The sequence below is a fragment of the Enterococcus sp. DIV0755f genome (assembly GCF_051713725.1).
GTDB lineage: Bacteria > Bacillota > Bacilli > Lactobacillales > Enterococcaceae > Enterococcus_D > Enterococcus_D casseliflavus.
Map to the genome: position 1 here is coordinate 1,064,892 of NZ_JBIOQL010000001.1, position 16,647 is coordinate 1,081,538.

At 43.1% G+C, this 16,647-nt stretch carries 13 protein-coding genes; 11 read left to right on the forward strand and 2 right to left on the reverse strand.

Annotated features, from left to right (window positions below):
- The first annotated feature begins 184 nt into the window (after positions 1 to 184).
- From IGI73_RS04785 to IGI73_RS04815, 7 genes are all read left to right on the forward strand, one after another.
- The gene (locus IGI73_RS04785) at positions 185 to 1,633 is read left to right on the forward strand and encodes an MFS transporter (protein ID WP_164888596.1); all 1,449 of its coding nucleotides are present in this window, start codon (positions 185 to 187) and stop codon (positions 1,631 to 1,633) included.
- 213 nt (positions 1,634 to 1,846) lie between these two features.
- Positions 1,847 to 3,067 (forward strand): MFS transporter, encoded by a 1,221-nt coding sequence (locus IGI73_RS04790; protein WP_010747782.1) that lies wholly within the window; start codon positions 1,847 to 1,849, stop codon positions 3,065 to 3,067.
- Between the two features lie 123 nt (positions 3,068 to 3,190).
- Positions 3,191 to 4,522, forward strand: a complete 1,332-nt coding sequence (locus tag IGI73_RS04795) for an APC family permease (protein ID WP_010747783.1) — start codon at positions 3,191 to 3,193, stop codon at positions 4,520 to 4,522.
- Positions 4,519 to 5,478, forward strand: coding sequence for a D-2-hydroxyacid dehydrogenase (locus IGI73_RS04800; RefSeq protein ID WP_428206465.1), 960 nt, complete (start codon positions 4,519 to 4,521; stop codon positions 5,476 to 5,478). The genes IGI73_RS04795 and IGI73_RS04800 overlap by 4 nt, the downstream gene beginning before the upstream one ends.
- A gap of 168 nt (positions 5,479 to 5,646) precedes the next feature.
- Positions 5,647 to 6,678 (forward strand): YibE/F family protein, encoded by a 1,032-nt coding sequence (locus IGI73_RS04805; protein WP_332282798.1) that lies wholly within the window; start codon positions 5,647 to 5,649, stop codon positions 6,676 to 6,678.
- Complete coding sequence (locus IGI73_RS04810; RefSeq protein WP_428206464.1) at positions 6,675 to 7,436, forward strand: YibE/F family protein; 762 nt, start codon at positions 6,675 to 6,677, stop codon at positions 7,434 to 7,436. Before IGI73_RS04805 ends, IGI73_RS04810 begins: the two co-directional genes overlap by 4 nt.
- A 17-nt stretch (positions 7,437 to 7,453) precedes the next feature.
- A complete protein-coding gene (locus IGI73_RS04815) occupies positions 7,454 to 7,975 on the forward strand; it encodes a GNAT family N-acetyltransferase (RefSeq protein WP_086294879.1) in 522 nt (173 codons plus the stop codon).
- A gap of 81 nt (positions 7,976 to 8,056) precedes the next feature.
- Here IGI73_RS04815 and IGI73_RS04820 read toward each other — a convergent pair whose 3' ends face one another.
- A complete protein-coding gene (locus tag IGI73_RS04820) occupies positions 8,057 to 9,055 on the reverse strand; it encodes a LacI family DNA-binding transcriptional regulator (protein ID WP_270276062.1) in 999 nt (332 codons plus the stop codon).
- Between the two features lie 254 nt (positions 9,056 to 9,309).
- On the opposite strand from IGI73_RS04820, the gene IGI73_RS04825 reads away from it, so the two are divergent.
- From IGI73_RS04825 to IGI73_RS04840, 4 genes are all read left to right on the forward strand, one after another.
- A complete protein-coding gene (locus IGI73_RS04825) occupies positions 9,310 to 10,581 on the forward strand; it encodes an extracellular solute-binding protein (RefSeq protein WP_086294881.1) in 1,272 nt (423 codons plus the stop codon).
- Between the two features lie 139 nt (positions 10,582 to 10,720).
- On the forward strand, positions 10,721 to 11,956 hold the full coding sequence (locus IGI73_RS04830; protein WP_016608233.1) for a carbohydrate ABC transporter permease: 1,236 nt from the start codon (positions 10,721 to 10,723) through the stop codon (positions 11,954 to 11,956).
- Between the two features lies 1 nt (position 11,957).
- Positions 11,958 to 12,812: a sugar ABC transporter permease gene (locus IGI73_RS04835; RefSeq protein ID WP_010747791.1), complete on the forward strand. Its 855-nt coding sequence runs from the start codon at positions 11,958 to 11,960 to the stop codon at positions 12,810 to 12,812.
- 9 nt (positions 12,813 to 12,821) lie between these two features.
- The gene (locus IGI73_RS04840; protein ID WP_428206463.1) at positions 12,822 to 14,888 is read left to right on the forward strand and encodes a beta-galactosidase; all 2,067 of its coding nucleotides are present in this window, start codon (positions 12,822 to 12,824) and stop codon (positions 14,886 to 14,888) included.
- A gap of 83 nt (positions 14,889 to 14,971) precedes the next feature.
- On the opposite strand, the gene IGI73_RS04845 is transcribed toward IGI73_RS04840, so the two are convergent.
- A complete protein-coding gene (locus tag IGI73_RS04845) occupies positions 14,972 to 16,486 on the reverse strand; it encodes a flavocytochrome c (protein ID WP_428206462.1) in 1,515 nt (504 codons plus the stop codon).
- Positions 16,487 to 16,647: the final 161 nt, after the last annotated feature.

Below are 16,647 nucleotides of genomic sequence, written 5' to 3' on the forward strand. Positions count from 1 at the left end.
CTGATTATTCCTATTCTTTTAAAGGAAACAATAACTGTTTTCTTTAAGAGAATAGGGAATGTTAATGGAGAAACGATGCTAGTACAGGCATCAGCTGTTGCTGAATAGCTCGGCATAAGGTCAGCGAAATTTTATGAAATGCTGGAATAAGTAGTTTAATAGAAGAAAAAAGAGGGCGATGATTTTGGAACAACTGAATCCAACAAGGTCAGTTTATAAGAAGGCAACAATGTTTCAATTGATATTCTCACAATTCAATACGGCGGCTTCGATGCTCTTTTTTTCACTTGCTGGACTGATGAGTTATCTGGCAAATGAAGGATATGGGATCACCGTTTCCGTCACAGGAATTATTTTGACGGCAACTCGCATATGTGATGGATTTATCGATCCTATTCTTGCAATATTTATTGATCGAATCAATACACGTTTTGGGAAAATAAGAATTATTTTAATTATTGGCTGGTGTTTTCGCTCATTTGCAACATTCCTTTTATTCGTATGGGGCAGCCAGCATGATTATGGAATCTTGTATTTTATTTCTATGTATATTATATATATTATTGGAGCGACGTTATCCGATATTTCAGGAAATATGATTGCGCCTGTGATTACGAATGACCCTGTACAGCGACCTTATGTTCAAGTCTGGAGTACTTTGTATAGTTTTTTAATTCCTATTGCATTTAGTTTGATTACTACGCTTGTGATTCTTCCAAAATATGGGAATTATTATTCCGCTCAAATGTTGCGAGAGACGGCGTTGCTTGCTATACCAATTTCGTTTGTCCTCACAATCATTTGTATTCTGAGTATTGCAGCGATTGATCGTCCTGAAAATTTTGCAGGCTTTTCTGTCTCCGAGGAAAAGAGATTAGTCGGCTTTGCGGATATGCTTCGTCTTTTTCGGCGCAACCGCCCTTTTTTAATGTACCTCGTATCCTCTGTTATGACAAAACTTTCCCAACATATTGCAACGCAAGCGATTCTTACTACAATGTTTTTTGGTATTTTGATCGGTGATCTGCAGCTGGGAATTATTTTGAATTCGCTTTCGATGATTCCTGCATTAGGTTTTGGATTTGTTGGAGCAAAATATTCCAGCAAGTTTGGTAATAAGGCAACGACGATCACTTGGACAAAATTGAATATGCTGGTTTCTTTCGTTACGATCCTCTTTCTCACTAGTATCGATATGAAGATGATACCAAGTAATAAGTTATATATGCTCCTTTTCTTCTTATTATTGTTTTTTGCCAACGGCACAAAAATGTGTGTGACCATTGCCAATGGGGCCATGAGATCGGATATCATTGATTATGAGTTGGTTTCCTCTGGAAAGTTTATCCCGGCTATGATTACTTCTACGTATAACTTTATTGATCAGATCATATCCTCTTTAGGAACGAGTATTGCAGCATTCTCAGCAGCGTTTATTGGCTATAAAACAGTTGTTCCACAACCGACAGATACCGCTACCATAGGAATCAAAGCGATCGCTTTGTTTTTATTGTTCGGCTTTCCCATTTTGACTGGTGGGATTGGTTTAGTAGCAATGAAGCACTATAGTTTGACATTTGATAAAATGGCAGACATTCAAAAAGAAATCTTTACTAAAAGGCAGGAACAATGATCAAGAGCAATCAACCTGACTGCAACTGGTAAACGTTAAATGAATCTACTTAGGGATTGTGAGCAAGTATTTTTCAATAATGAAGTGAGAGGGGGCAATTAGCATCAATTATTGTAATAGTTTAAGATTCTCTGGGTAAAAAAAGTGTTTTCTCCATGGTTACTGTCTTATTGGACTTGGTATACTGATAAGACGAGTAAAGGAGAAGTGAAAATGAAAAGTTATCGTTCGACGATTGCGGCTTGCTTTGTAGGGTACATCGTTCAAGCCGTCATCAATAATTTTGCCCCCTTATTATTTTTGACCTTTCAAAGCCAATACCAGCTACCGATCAGCCAGATTACTTTGCTGGTTAGTTTTAACTTTTTGACCCAGTTAGCCGTCGATTTTGCAGCAATCTTTTTTGTAGACCGCATCGGCTATCGAGTGTCGATCGTAGCCGCGCATTTTTTTGCAGCGATCGGCTTGATTGGTCTAGCCGTTTTTCCCTTATGGTTTCCGACCCCGTTTAGCGGATTGTTAGCAGCGGTTTTGTTGTATGCCATTGGCGGTGGCTTGCTGGAAGTCTTAGTCAGTCCCATCGTTGAAGCCTGTCCAACGGAACATAAGGAAAAAACGATGAGCATGCTGCACTCGTTTTATTGCTGGGGGTACGTGGGGGTCGTTTTGTTCTCAACTGCGTTCTTCATGGTGTTCGGTATTCAACAGTGGCCGATTTTGGCGATCATCTGGGCACTGATCCCGTTGGTCAATTTGTTTTTCTTTACCAAAGTCCCGTTGGCACCAATCGTTGCCGAAGGAGAACGAGGGTTGACCACTCGGCAGCTCTTTTCCTTGAAAAGCTTTTGGCTGTTTCTGGTGATGATGGTCTGTGCTGGAGCCAGCGAACAAGCAGTCAGCCAATGGGCATCGACCTTTGCCGAACAGGGCTTAGGCGTTAGTAAGACGCTAGGCGATTTAGCAGGGCCAATGGTTTTTGCCTTGATGATGGGGATCTCCCGCTTGCTTTACGGCAAGTTTGGGGAACGCATCGATTTGAAACGCTTTATGTTTTTGAGTGTTTTGCTTTGCCTACTGGCGTATATGATGATCGGCTTTGCTTCATTGCCATTGATCGGGTTTCTTGGCTGCGGCTTAAGCGGTTTTGCCGTAGGGATCATGTGGCCAGGGGTCTTTAGTCTTTCTGCGCAATACATTCGCAACGGCGGGACGGCGCTATTTGCTTATTTGGCATTAGCAGGAGATCTAGGATGTTCAATCGGACCCGCTGTCGTCGGCAGTATCGTCGAATGGACGGGACAACAGCTGCAGGTTGGGATTCTAGGGGCGATCGTTTTCCCGATCATCTTGCTGGCAGGAATTTATTTGGTTCAACAAATGCACAAAAAACGACAGCTTCCGTTGCTGGTTTTTCAAGAATCCACAAAAGAATAAAAAAATTTTGGAGCAAATGCCGTCTTTTCATGGTATTTGCTTTTTGTTTTCTGAAATTCCTCTAGTCAAGATAGTTTCTATCCGCTATACTTTGACTTATTCATTTAAAAAGGAAGTGATGTTGTGAAAAGTCAATTGAAAAAAGAAATCAGTTTTTTTGGGGCATTATCGACAGTAATGGGAACGGTGATCGGCGCCGGCGTGTTTTTCAAAGCAGCGGCTGTGGTCCAGCAGACCCAATCCACCGGTTTGACATTGTTGGTCTGGCTGCTTGCCGGCTTTCTAACGATTTGCGGCGGTTTGACCGTGGCGGAGTTAGCGACGGCGATTCCTGAGACTGGCGGACCCATTCGATATATTGAAAGAATTTATGGGAAATTACCCTCCTTTTTATTAGGCTGGGCACAAAGTATCATTTACTTTCCAGCAAACGTGGCGGCTTTAAGTATTATTTTTGCGACCCAGTGTTTGAACTTATTTCATCTACCCAGCAATTATTTGCTTCCTTTATCGATTTTGACCGGAACGAGTGTGACCTTGATCAATCTTTTGGGAACAAAAGCCGCTGCTCAAGTCCAGTCCGTCACGTTAGCAGTCAAGCTGATTCCGATTGCGGTGATCATCGTGGCGGGCCTGTTGACACCAGGGCAAGTATCGGTCTCATTGGTGGATTTTTCTTCCAATACTCAAGGATCGCTTGCAGCTGGCATCAGTAGTGCCCTCTTAGCAACCCTTTTTGCTTATGACGGCTGGATGGGAGTCGGTAATGTCGCTGGGGAAATGAAGCGACCCGAAAAAGATTTACCAAAAGCCATCATCTTTGGGTTGAGTTTTGTTACCTTGGTGTATGTGTTGATCAATGTTGCCTTTTTAAAAACATTGCCGATCGATCAAATCGCTGGTAATTTGAACAGTGCTTCAGAAACTGCGATGGCCTTGTTTGGCAGCTTTGGCGGAAAACTGGTCACGATCGGTATCCTGATCTCTGTGTATGGCGCATTGAACGGCTATACAATGACTGGCTTGCGGGTCCCATATGCCATGGCGTTGGAAGATGAGATTCCTTTCAGCAAGACCTTTGCGACCTTAAGTAAAACCACCAATGCACCTTATGCGGCGGCTTTTTTACAGTTGGGGATCGCATGTATCATGATGCTTTTAGGCACTTTTGATCTCTTGACCGATATGCTGGTTTTTGTTATGTGGTTCTTTAGTGTATTATTATTTGTAGGAGTTTTTCGTTTGCGAAAAACAGAACCGCAGATGAAGCGTCCGTATAAAGTTCCCTTCTATCCAATCATTCCCTTGATTGCGATCTTAGGTGGCTGTTTTATCTTAATTATGACCTTGATCACTGACACGTGGTTAGCAGTCGTGGGAATTGGCGTGACGTTACTAGGAATTCCCGTTTTTTATGGAAAAGCAAAAGGAAAAGCGAGAGGAGCGAAAGAATGAAGATCGTTGTACTTGATGGCTATGCGTTGAATCCAGGAGATTTGTCTTGGCAAGGGTTTGAAGAATTAGGAGAGGTGACGGTGTATGATCGTACCTCGTATACAGATAAACAAGAAATTATTGAGCGAATCGGCGATGCCGAAGCAATTTTGACAAATAAAACGCCGATCACCGCAGATGTGCTCAAAGCATGTCCGCAATTGACCTACATTGGGGTCTTGGCAACTGGATACAATGTCGTTGATTTGGTAGCAGCGAAGGAACAGGGAATCACCGTGACCAATATTCCTAGCTACAGTACAAATGCAGTGGCACAAGCGACCTTTGCTTTGCTGCTGGAAGTGACGAATCAAGTGGGACACCATAATCGTTCCGTGCATCAGGGCGACTGGCAAACCAGCAAAGATTTTTCTTATTGGCAGACACCATTGATGGAATTGGCAGGCAAAACGATTGGGCTGATTGGATATGGTGCGATTGCTCAAGCAGTTGCCACGATCGCTCATGCGTTTCAGCTGAAGGTGATCTACTTTAATCATCGACCAAAACCAGCACAAGCGGATTGGGCAAAACAAGTTTCGCTGGCGGAATTGTATCAAGAAGCAGATATCATCAGCCTTCATGTTCCGCAGTTTCCTGAGACAGAAAAAATGATCGATCGCACAGCATTGGCACAAATGAAATCTTCTGCGATCCTGATCAATACCGCCCGTGGCGGCTTGATCGATGAAGCGGCAGTTGCTGAAGCGCTGCAAACAGGGCAGATCTCAGCCTTGGCGGCAGATGTCGTTTCAAAAGAACCGATCGCAGCTGACAATCCCTTATTACAGGCGCCAAATTGCTATTTGACACCGCATATCGCTTGGGCACCCGTCGAAACGCGGCGTCGTTTGATGGGGATCGCTGTGGCGAACTTAAGCGGTTTTAAAGCAGGTACACCGCAAAATGTCGTGTAAGCAAAACGAGCAAGTAAAAGGACTTTGACAAAGCAGGCGACTAGCAAAGCAGTTAGTCTCGCCGACACAGTAACCATTTCGACCAGTCATCCAGCCTCACAAGGTGATTGGTCGTAGGACTGGTGGTTTGTCTAAGTCTTTTTTTGCTGAAAATGAAAGGAGACGGTCTTGAAAAAGTATTATTATCTAGCGGCCTTTGTTAGCGTGCTGGTCTTAAGCTGGCTGATCCAAACCCAAAGTAGCCGCTTTTATGCACAGCCGATCATAGAAGTACAAACGGTTCAAGTCACCGCCGACCAGCAGCAGATCCAAGGGATCGTTCGTAACGGAGAAGAAGCTGGGGTACTACGGACAGTCACTACGCAATACACCCCCAACGGTGCGATTCATCCGTTGTATCAGACCGGACAACAGCTGCTTTTGCAAAAAGAAGGGGATGGCTGGCAGGTACAAGCACAAAAACGGGATGGGTATCTCTTTTTCTTCCTTGCCTTATTTTTGATGGCAGTAGTCGCAATTGGTGGCAAAAAGGGCTTGCGGGCTTTACTTAGTATCTTTGTGAATACTGGCTTACTGCTCCTTTTTCTTTGGTTTCACAAAGGCAACAGCTCCTTTTCATTGGTCTTTTTGATGATCGTTTTTACGATCGTCTCGTTGGTTTTGACGATGGGGATTTCCTATGGCTTTCGTACGATCGACAGCCGCAAAATCATTGCCTCGTTAGCCAGCGTCCTCTTGGCGTTTTTTCTCTGTCGGTTCGCCATGGATCTTTTGCAAGATCATGGGTTGCGCTATGAAGAAATGTCGTTTCTGACCCGTCCGTATCGCAGTGTCTATCTAGGGAGTCTGCTGATTGGCGCGATTGGTGCCAGCATGGACAATATTGTCATGCTGATTGCCAGTCTAGATGAGATCCAGCGCATCAATCCCCAGACTAGCCGCAAGGAACGATTAGCGATCGGTCGGTCCATCGCGCAAGATACGACTTCTTCGATGATCAATGTCTTGTTGTTTGCTTATTTAAGTGGGAGTATGCCAGCGCTATTGTTTTACCTAGCAAATGGCTGGCTGCTGTCGCAAGCATTGCCGATGCATCTTTCTTTAGAAATAGTGCGTACATTATGCGGTGGCTTTGCGCTGGTTTTATCGGTACCGTTGACGCTCCTTTGCTTTGAACTACAAAGGAGGAAAGCAAAATGAATGTTTTGTTTGTGTTGATCTTGCTTTTTCTCTTGCTGACTTTCGCTGTTTTTCGGATCGAAGGGCTGTTTCAAGTCACTGGTCTGTTTATGAATGTGGCTGTCTTTCTAGCGCTGCTGGTCCTGATTGACCGAGGGGCACCGATCATACCAGCGGCTTGTGTTGCCTTTTTAGCCGTGGCGGCGATCACCTTGTTTTTCGTGAATGGCGTCAATCAGAAAACCAAAATTGCCTTTGTCTGTGTGTTGGTCTTTCTAGGGCTTTTTCTACTACTATTTCCGCTTGTGCTCTCTGCAATGAATCTGCATGGGTTTTCGGCAGAGGAACTGGATGAGTTGGCGATGTATTCCTTTGATGTAGCCATCGATTTTAAGGCATTGATGACTGCGATCATTTTGATGAGTTTTTCGGGGGCGGTGGCAGATGGGAGTATGGCAATCAGCACTGCGACCTATGAACTTTTTCAAGCAAACCCGCAAGTCTCGATCAAGGCATTAAGTAAAAGTAGTATGACCGTGGTATCAGACGTATTGTCTTCAACGATCAATACCTTATTGTTTGCCTTTATGGGAAGTAATCTGGCGTTGATTGCGTGGTTTCAAGATTTGTCGATCTCCTTTGGTGAAATGATCAATTCGAAGGCGTTCGTCTCAGAATTGGTCGTTTGTTTGATCACGGGTCTGGCAGCGGTGATTATTTTACCCATCACCGCATGGGCAGCAAGTTGGTATTTTTTGAAAAGAAACCGAATGGAATAGGAAGGAGCGCAACCACCATGGAACCACTAATTGAAACTAAGCGATTAGTGCTGCGAGAAATGAGTCATGACGATCGACCAGCGATTGAAAAGATTTTGCAAGATCCAGAAGTGATGATTGCCTATGAAGGACCCTTCAGTGAGCAAGAAGTCACTGGTTGGATCGACAAACAGCTGCAACGCTATCAAAACGATCACATTGGCTTGTGGCTAGTGATTGAGAAAGCATCCGGGCAAGCGATCGGTCAATGCGGGTTGACATGGCAAGACGTCAAGGGAGAAGCCGTTTTAGAAATTGGGTACTTGTTTCAAAAGAACTTCTGGCATCATGGGTTTGCCACAGAAGCCGCCCAGGCTTGTAAAGGCTATGCGTTTGCAACGCTGAATGCCGCCATTGTTTATTCGATCATTCGTGAGACCAATCAAGCCTCCATAAATGTGGCATTGCGCAATGGAATGAAGCTGGTGGATCGCTTTGTCAAACACTATCGGCAAGTGGACATGCCGCATCTTGTGTATGCTGTGGCGAAAGAGATGTGAAAAACGAAAGAATGCTTTTTTTGATTTAGACAATGAAACGCCCCTAGAAAGTTAGTTTTTCTAACTTTCTAGGGGCGTATTTTATGCTTGCGTAAAGCTTTTTCGTTCGATGAGTTCAGCCCCTAAAAGGACTGTTTTGGTGATCGCTCGAGGATGAACGATCTGATCCACCAATAAATCGATCGCGGTTTTGGCGATTTCCTCCACATCAATTTTAAACGTTGTTAGAGGGGGAGCCACAAATTTTGCGATCTCATTGTCGTTGATACTGATTAATTCCAAGCGATCAGGAATGATGATGGATCGTTCATTTAACGCTTGGAGCACACCAACTGCGATGGTGTCAGAAGCCACAAAGAGCGCCTCTGGCAAATTGTCACCAAGGGATTCCACCATTTTTTTCGCCAAACGATAGCCGGTTTCAACGGAAAAATTGCCACCACTAAATAAGAACGCCTCATCGAGCGCATCTCGACGAGCCAGCGTTTGACGGAAGATGACCTCGCGACTATCCATTTCTGCACGTTGGGTATCAGGATTTAGATAAGCACCACCAATAAAGCCGATCTTTCGGTATCCTTTTGTTAAAAATAGATCGATCGCCAGTTGCGTCATTCGATCAGTATCAGGTTTGACCGTATCGAACAGCTCTGGACAGGGGTTGATTTCCAAAAGGACGCCATAGGGGCAAACGGATTTGAACTGCTGCGTTTCATTCTCAGTGAAAGAGCCAATCCCAATAAATCCGGCGACTTCTTGCAGTGTTTCTAAAACATCATCTTCATGGGTGATCAGTTGAATTTCCAAATTGTTGATTTTCGCATATTTTTCTAAAGAGATACGCAATTGTCGAAAATAGACATCTTGCAGCTCTTCTTGTTCTGTCAGCCAGAAAAGGACGGCGATTTTTTCTAGTGTTGTTTTTATTTTTGAGCGATCATAACCTAGTGATAAAGCGGTATGAATAATTTTTTGACGCGTATCGGCTGCGATCGACAACGATTCGTCGCCTTTCAATAATCGGGAAACAGTCGCTTGTGAAAAGCCTGATTGCTCGGCAATTTTTTTTATTGTAACCAATCTTCTTCACCTCTTTCTTCTAGTATACGCTAACAACTTTACCAAGTAAATGAATTTACTAAATATATTTACTGAACAGTGAAAGTTCAGAGCGTGGTGGTATTTTGAAAAAATATTTGTGAGATAAACCTTGATTTTATCCATTTGTTTACTTCGTTGAAGAAATTAATTTAGTAAAACTATTTACATATTAAGTAAAATAATTTATTATAAACGAGAAGATAGCGTTTGCAAAATAAAGAAAAGGTGGAGAAATGATGATGAAAAAAATGTCTCGAGTTCTTTTTTTAAGTGTAGCAGCTTTAGGATTAGGTGCTTGCGGTCCACAAAGTGAAGGGACAGATAGTACTGCAGCAAATAGTGGCAGTGATAAGGACTATGATCTATTGGTCTGGGAAGACCAAGCAAAATCAGTTGGGATTGAAGAGGCAGTCAAACAATTTGAAGAAGAACACGATGTGACGATCAAAGTGGTCGAAAAAGCCTATGGTGGACAGATCGAAGATTTACGATTGGATGGACCCGCTGGTACAGGTGCGGATGTCATCACGATTCCTGGCGATCAAATCGGTACAGCCGTTACCGAAGGTTTGTTGAAAGAATTAACAGTCGATCAAACGCTACAAGAGCTGTATACAGAATCAGCAATGCAATCGCAAATCGTTGACGGCAAAGTCTACGGCTTACCAAAAGCGGTTGAAACACAAATTTTGTATTATAACAAAGAACTAATTTCCGAAGAAGACTTGCCACAGACAACGGATGAGTGGCTGGAGTATTCCAAGTCTGTCTTAGATGCTGACAGTTATGGGTTACTGGCATTATGGGATCAAATTTATTACGCACAAGGTGTATTGAGCGGTTATGGAGGTTATGTTTTTGGCGAGAATGCCGATGGATCCTATGACCCTGAAGATATTGGATTAGCTAATGAAGGCGCGATCGAAGGAGCAGACTATATCCAACAATTTTATGATGCAGGTGTTTTTCCATCGGGATTGGTCGGTGAACAAGGAATCAATGTGTTGGACTCTTTATTTACGGAAGGAAAAGCTGCCGCTGTCATCTCGGGACCATGGAACTTGTCTCCATATAAAGAAGCGGGCATCGACTATGGTGTGAAAGAATTGCCATTATTAGGCAATGGTGAACATATGGGCTCCTTTATCGGTGTCAAAAGCTACAACGTAAGTAGCTATTCCCAAAACCCTGAATTAGCTGAAGCATTCGTCAAATTTATCAGCAATGAAGAAAATTCAAAAGTTCGTTATGAAAAAACACAGGAAGTACCAGCGGTTGCTTCATTGGCAGATGATCCAGCAGTTCAAGAAAGTGAAAGTGCTGCAGCCATTGCCGCTCAGTCCCAACACGCAGAACTAACGCCTGGGATCACTGAAATGAATTCAGTATGGGAACCAATGGATGCCGCATTGCAAACCATTGCTACTGGAAAGGCTGAACCGAAAACAGCTTTACCACAAGCAGTCGAACAGATCAAATCAGCCATTGCGGCAATTCAAAACTAGAAAGTCGTCTCAAGGACAAACGTTTCGGGTGGTCATTCATCACTAGGAATCAAGTAAGGCCGAACGAAACGTTTGTCAGCGGCTTTTTCTTACAGGGGGCGAAAATGTGAAAAACACGCAGTCGTATGCAAAACGAGCAATGCTATTCTCGATCATACCAGGATTCGGTCAATTTTATAATCGGCAAAAAATCAAAGGCGCTTTATTTTTCTTCTTTTTTGCTATGTATCTTGTCGTCTTTAAAGATTTATTTAATATGGGACTTTGGGGCATCGTGACATTAGGCGTGGAAGTGCCGAGAGACAATTCCATCTTTTTATTAGCAGAAGGATTAGTTGCCTTGATCGTCATCGGTTTTGGTCTGTTGTTCTATTATTTAAACATCCGTGATGCCTATAAAAACGGTGAATTAAGAGACAATGAGCTACCAGTCAACTCTATCCGTGAAAGCTACCAGGCACTATTAAGAGAAGGCTATCCTTATTTAATGAGTAGCCCAGCATTTTTCTTACTCGTGTTTTCTGTTATTTTTCCGATTCTCTTTAGTATCGCGTTAGCTTTTACGAACTATGATCTGTATCATTCTGCACCTGCCAATTTAGCAGATTGGGTGGGATTAGAGACCTTTAAGAAGATTTTTACTGTCGATATTTGGCGTAGTACCTTCTTCAATGTTCTGGGCTGGACAGTTATCTGGACCTTGATCGCCTCAACGTTACAAGTTTCTATCGGAATATTTTTAGCGGTGCTGGTGCATCAAAAAGAATTACGACTCAAAAAGTTCTTTCGAACGATTTTGATCCTCCCATGGGCAGTTCCGGGATTTGTTACGATCTTGGTGTTTTCAGGAATGTTCAATGATTCCTTTGGTGCGATCAATCATTCGATTTTGAATTTCTTCCAGATTTCACCGATTCCTTGGCTAACGAGTGCGAATTGGACCCGCTTAGCTTTGCTACTGATTCAAGGCTGGCTAGGCTTTCCGTATATTTTTATCGTGACTACAGGGACGCTGCAATCCATTCCTGATGATTTGTATGAGGCGGCGACCATCGATGGTGCTTCAGCTTTACAAAAATTCCGCCGAATCACATTGCCATTATTGCTTTATGCAATGGCACCGATTTTGATTACGCAATATACGTTTAACTTCAACAATTTCAATATCATTTATCTGTTTAATTCTGGTGGACCAGCAGTTCCTGGTTCGACCGCTGGTGGTACCGATATTTTGGTTTCGTGGATCTATAAGCTCACGATGCAAAATAGTCAATATGCACTGGCAGCAGCGTTGACGATTCTCTTATCGATCGTCGTGATCGCGATTGCTTTATGGCAATTCCGCCGAACAAATTCATTCAAGGAGGTTGGATAACATGAAGGCAGCAAGTATGAAGAAACAAAAATTTGTCCGCCTATCCTTGACGTATCTCGTACTGATTTTTACGGTAGTAGTGATCGTCTATCCTTTACTTTGGACGATCGGTGCTAGTTTTAATCCTGGGAACAGTTTAGTAAGTACGAGTCTGATTCCGACGAGTCCGACATTAAGTCACTACACGAAATTGTTTGCTGGTGACAACTCGCTTTATTATAGTCAATGGTATTTGAATTCATTAAAAATCAGTGTATGCACCATGTTCTTGTCACTGATTTTTGTCTCCATGACGGCGTATTCCTTTTCACGATTTCGTTTTACAGGCCGTAAAAATGGGTTGATGCTGTTCTTACTACTACAAATGATCCCGCAGTTCTCTGCCTTGATCGCAATTTTTGTATTGGCCCAAATGCTCGGCTTGATCAATAGCCATTGGTTGCTGATCTTGATTTACGTTGGGGGCCAGATTCCCATGAACACGTACTTATTGAAAGGGTATTTTGACTCGATCCCGTTAGATTTAGACGAGAGTGCCAAGATAGATGGCGCAAGCAATACGCGAATATTCTGGCAAATTTTGATTCCTTTATCACGACCAATGCTGGCAGTCGTTGCCATGAATGGCTTTACTGGACCACTTGGAGACTTTGCCCTGTCTTCTGTGATTTTACGTAATCCTGAGTACTATACACTACCCATTGGGTTATACAAATTAGTCACGGATAAAATGGGAGCCAGCTATACGACTTTTGCGGCAGGGGCTATTTTGATCAGTATTCCGATCGCACTCGTCTTTATTGCATTACAAAAACATTTTGTCTCCGGTTTGACCGCTGGTGGCACAAAAGGATAGGAAGAGAAGATGACAAGATATAACTTAGAAGAACGCTTTTTACATGGTGGGGATTATAATCCTGACCAGTGGCTAAATTATCCCGAGATCTTAGCCAAAGATTTAGAACTAATGGAAAAAGCTCATGCTAATACATTTTCCCTTGGTATTTTTGCTTGGAGTGCCTTAGAGCCAGCAGAAGGGGTGTTTCAATTTGAATGGTTAGACAAAATCATGGATGAGCTCGCCGAACGAAACAGCAACGTCATTTTAGCGACGCCAAGCGGCGCGCGTCCTGCCTGGTTGTCTAAAGCATACCCTGAAGTTCTACGGACCAATGAAAAACGGGAAAAAATGTTACACGGCGGGCGTCACAATCACTGCTTTTCTTCACCGATCTATCGTGAGAAAGTGGCGATCATCAATCGGAAATTAGCTGAACGCTACCACGATCACCCAGCACTATTGATGTGGCATATTTCCAATGAGTATTCTGGAGATTGTCATTGTCCCATTTGCCAAGAAAACTTTCGTCAGTGGGTTAAGCAGAAGTACCAGACATTAGCAGCCTTGAATGAGGCCTGGTGGGGACCTTTCTGGAGCCATACGATCACCGATTGGTCGCAAATCGAATCTCCTTCACCGATCGGCGAAATGCAAGTTCATGGACTAAATCTAGACTGGCATCGTTTTGTGACCGATCAGACCATTGATTTCTATGAACATGAGATCAAAGACATTCGTCGTTTGTCTCCAGATGTGCCGATCACAACGAATTTCATGGCAGATACCCGAGATTTGATTCCCTTTTATAGCCTTGATTATGGAAAATTTGCCCAGCATGTAGATGTCATTAGTTGGGATTGTTATCCTGCTTGGCATAATGATTGGGGAACGACAGCTGATTTGGCAAGTAAGGTTGGGTTTATCAATGATCAGTACCGTAGCTTGAAAAAGCAACCCTTTTTGATCATGGAATCAACCCCTAGTGGTGTGAATTGGCATCCAGTCAATCGCACGAAACGCCCCGGGATGCATCTGTTGTCTTCTATGCAATTTATTGCTCACGGTTCAGATAGTAATCTTTATTTCCAATGGCGAAAATCTCGAGGCTCATCTGAGAAGTTCCATGGGGCCGTCGTGGACCATGACAACGACGAACAGAATCGTGTTTTTCAAGATGTAGCAGAAGTGGGAAAAGCCTTAGAAGAAATCAAAGAAGTCAAAGGATTGCACAAAAAAGCCAAAGTGGCGATCATCTATGATTGGGATAACAATTGGGCGCTCAATGATGCGCAAGGTTTTGGTTTGGAGAGCAAACGCTACCCACAAACGTTGCAAGAGCATTATCGCTATTTTTGGGATCATGACATCGCGGTTGATGTCATCACGAAAGACCATGACTTTGACTCTTACCAATTGATCATCGCTCCGATGCTTTACCTTTTACCAAAAGAAACTATGAAAAAGTTTCAACAGTATACGAACAATGGCGGGACGCTGGTTTCCACTTATTTGACGGGGATCGTGAATGAAACGGACTTGACCTATTTAGGGGGCTGGCCCCAAGAGTTAGAAGAACTGTTTGGTGTGTCTGTGAAAGAAATCGATACGTTATATCCGAAACAAAAAAATCTGCTTTTAATGAAGGAGCAGCAGTACCAAATTCATGATTATTGTAGTGTTGTTCAAACAAACACTGCCCAAACGTTAGGGGTCTACGGTGCTGATTTTTATCAAGGTCAAGCTGCAGTGACCGTAAATGATTATGGTGAAGGAAGTGCCTACTATCTTGGGGGACGGACGGATCAAGCCTTTTTGGAAGACTTCTATCAAGAAGTAATACAACAGCTTCGCATACAAAATGAGTGGGTCCGTCAAGGTTCAACGAACGTGTCGATCCAAAGTAGAGAAAGTCAGCAAGAGCAGCTTACTCCGACTACCTATTATTTTGTGATGAATTTTTCCGAAGAAAATCAAGAAGTAGAGGTAGCAACTACAGGAGTCGATTTGCTTACTGGAAAAACGACAAACCAAATGCTTCAGTTGGCGCCTTATGAGGTGCAGATTATCAAAGTGACAGCACCAGAACAATAAAAACTATTGTGTCAATTATATGAAAAAAGAAGTACTTACGTTGATGAAAAAAACGTAAGTACTTTTTTTTTATAGAGAGTGTTTTAATTTTCTTGCGCAAATTCGGCAGCTTTTGTTCCTGCTTGGCGTCCGAAGATGATGATATCGGCAACGGCATTACCGCCAATTCGGTTTTCACCATGCAACCCACCAGTTACTTCACCGGCTGCAAAAAGACCTGGAATGATTTCGTTATCCGTAGCGATCACTTCTGTGTTGGTGTTGATCTTCACGCCGCCCATCGTGTGGTGGATACCAGGAGCGATGGCAATGGCATAGTAAGGTCCTGTTGACAAATCGTTGTCCATTGCTGTGCTGCGTCCAAAGGCTTCGTCTTCACCAGCAGCCACACTGCTGTTCCAGGTAGCGATCGTGTCAGCAAGCGCTGCTTCTGGCATGTCCAATTCTTTTGCTAATTCTTCGATCGTGTCAGCGGATTTGACTAACCCTTGTTGCTCGTAAAAATCAATGGCTGTCACGCGTTCTTTGACACCTGCATCAAAAACTAACGTTGCTGATTTTTCAGGTAGGGCAATGATCGCTTCAGAGACTTTGTCTCGTGTTTCCATTTCATTGAAGAACCGTTCGCCTTCTTGATTGACCAAGATCGCGCCTTCTCCACGGACAGCTTCAGTGATTAACAGTGATTTAGACTGATCCACTGTTGGGTGGATTTGGATTTGCTCTAAATCAACCGTTTGTCCACCTAATGCTTCGATCATTTTGATCCCATCACCAGTCGAACCCTCTTGGTTCGTTGTCACGTAGTCTGCCAATTCTGGTTTGTATTCGGTGATCATGTCGAAATTGGCACCGAAACCGCCTGTTGTAACGACAACTGCTTTGGCATCAATGGTTTGTTCGGTTCCTTCAACTTCAACGGTCACCCCGTTGACTTGACCATCTTCTTCATTGATTTCTTTGACATCGGCATTCACAAAAATTGGGATTTCCAATTCATGGATGTTGCGCATCAAGCCATCAACTAAGTATTCCCCAACAGCAGAACCATCCGATGGACGGTGCGTTCTTTTTTCACTCATCCCGCCAGTCGTTGTTAAGTTGTCTAAAGTGATACCCATGGAATCTAACCAATCGATTGCTTCTGCTGAATGATCCACAAAGTAGCGCAACAATTCTTCATCATTGGTGTTGTGGCCGCCAGCTAATGTTTCTTCATAAAATAGATCGTTTGAATCTTCGATGCCTTCTGCTTCTTGGAATTTGGTTTCTGAAGCGTTCATTCCTGCTGAAGATTTCAATGTATTTCCACCAGAAATTGGCATTTTTTCTAAAATAACTGGGTTTGCGCCAGCTTCTTTTGCTTGGATCGCAGCGGCCATTCCAGCGCCACCTGCACCGACGATCACGACATCGTAGTTGTCTGCAAGTTCGCTAGGGTCTGTGTATTCTTGACCAGATGCAGCAGAAGTTGCATCTGTTTCTTCATTAGCAGATGAACCAGTACTTGAGCTGCTGCTTGTTTGTGAATCAGCGCCACAAGCACTCAAAGTTGCTAACGAGGTTAGGACTAATAGTGTTTGGAAAATTTTCTTCATTGTTTTTATTCCTCCTAAAACTTTTTCCAAATCAAAGACTAACATAGTTGTCATGTTATTTTTAGCTTTTGTTCGAAAAATCACATAATAATTAGAAAAGTTTAATTTATAAAGCGTTTTAGTCGAGATGAAAGGGTTTCTTGGTCATCATAAAAGAGAGT

What these genes read in the sequence shown, in the direction of transcription:
- IGI73_RS04800 (WP_428206465.1), top strand. Translation starts at nt 4,519, where the DNA reads ATGAAGATCGTTGTACTTGATGGCTATGCGTTGAATCCAGGAGATTTG.
- IGI73_RS04835 (WP_010747791.1), top strand. Translation starts at nt 11,958, where the DNA reads ATGAAGGCAGCAAGTATGAAGAAACAAAAATTTGTCCGCCTATCCTTG.
- IGI73_RS04810 (WP_428206464.1), top strand. Translation starts at nt 6,675, where the DNA reads ATGAATGTTTTGTTTGTGTTGATCTTGCTTTTTCTCTTGCTGACTTTC.
- IGI73_RS04830 (WP_016608233.1), top strand. Translation starts at nt 10,721, where the DNA reads ATGCTATTCTCGATCATACCAGGATTCGGTCAATTTTATAATCGGCAA.
- IGI73_RS04845 (WP_428206462.1), bottom strand. Translation starts at nt 16,486, where the DNA reads ATGAAGAAAATTTTCCAAACACTATTAGTCCTAACCTCGTTAGCAACT.
- IGI73_RS04840 (WP_428206463.1), top strand. Translation starts at nt 12,822, where the DNA reads ATGACAAGATATAACTTAGAAGAACGCTTTTTACATGGTGGGGATTAT.
- IGI73_RS04815 (WP_086294879.1), top strand. Translation starts at nt 7,454, where the DNA reads ATGGAACCACTAATTGAAACTAAGCGATTAGTGCTGCGAGAAATGAGT.
- IGI73_RS04790 (WP_010747782.1), top strand. Translation starts at nt 1,847, where the DNA reads ATGAAAAGTTATCGTTCGACGATTGCGGCTTGCTTTGTAGGGTACATC.
- IGI73_RS04825 (WP_086294881.1), top strand. Translation starts at nt 9,310, where the DNA reads ATGATGATGAAAAAAATGTCTCGAGTTCTTTTTTTAAGTGTAGCAGCT.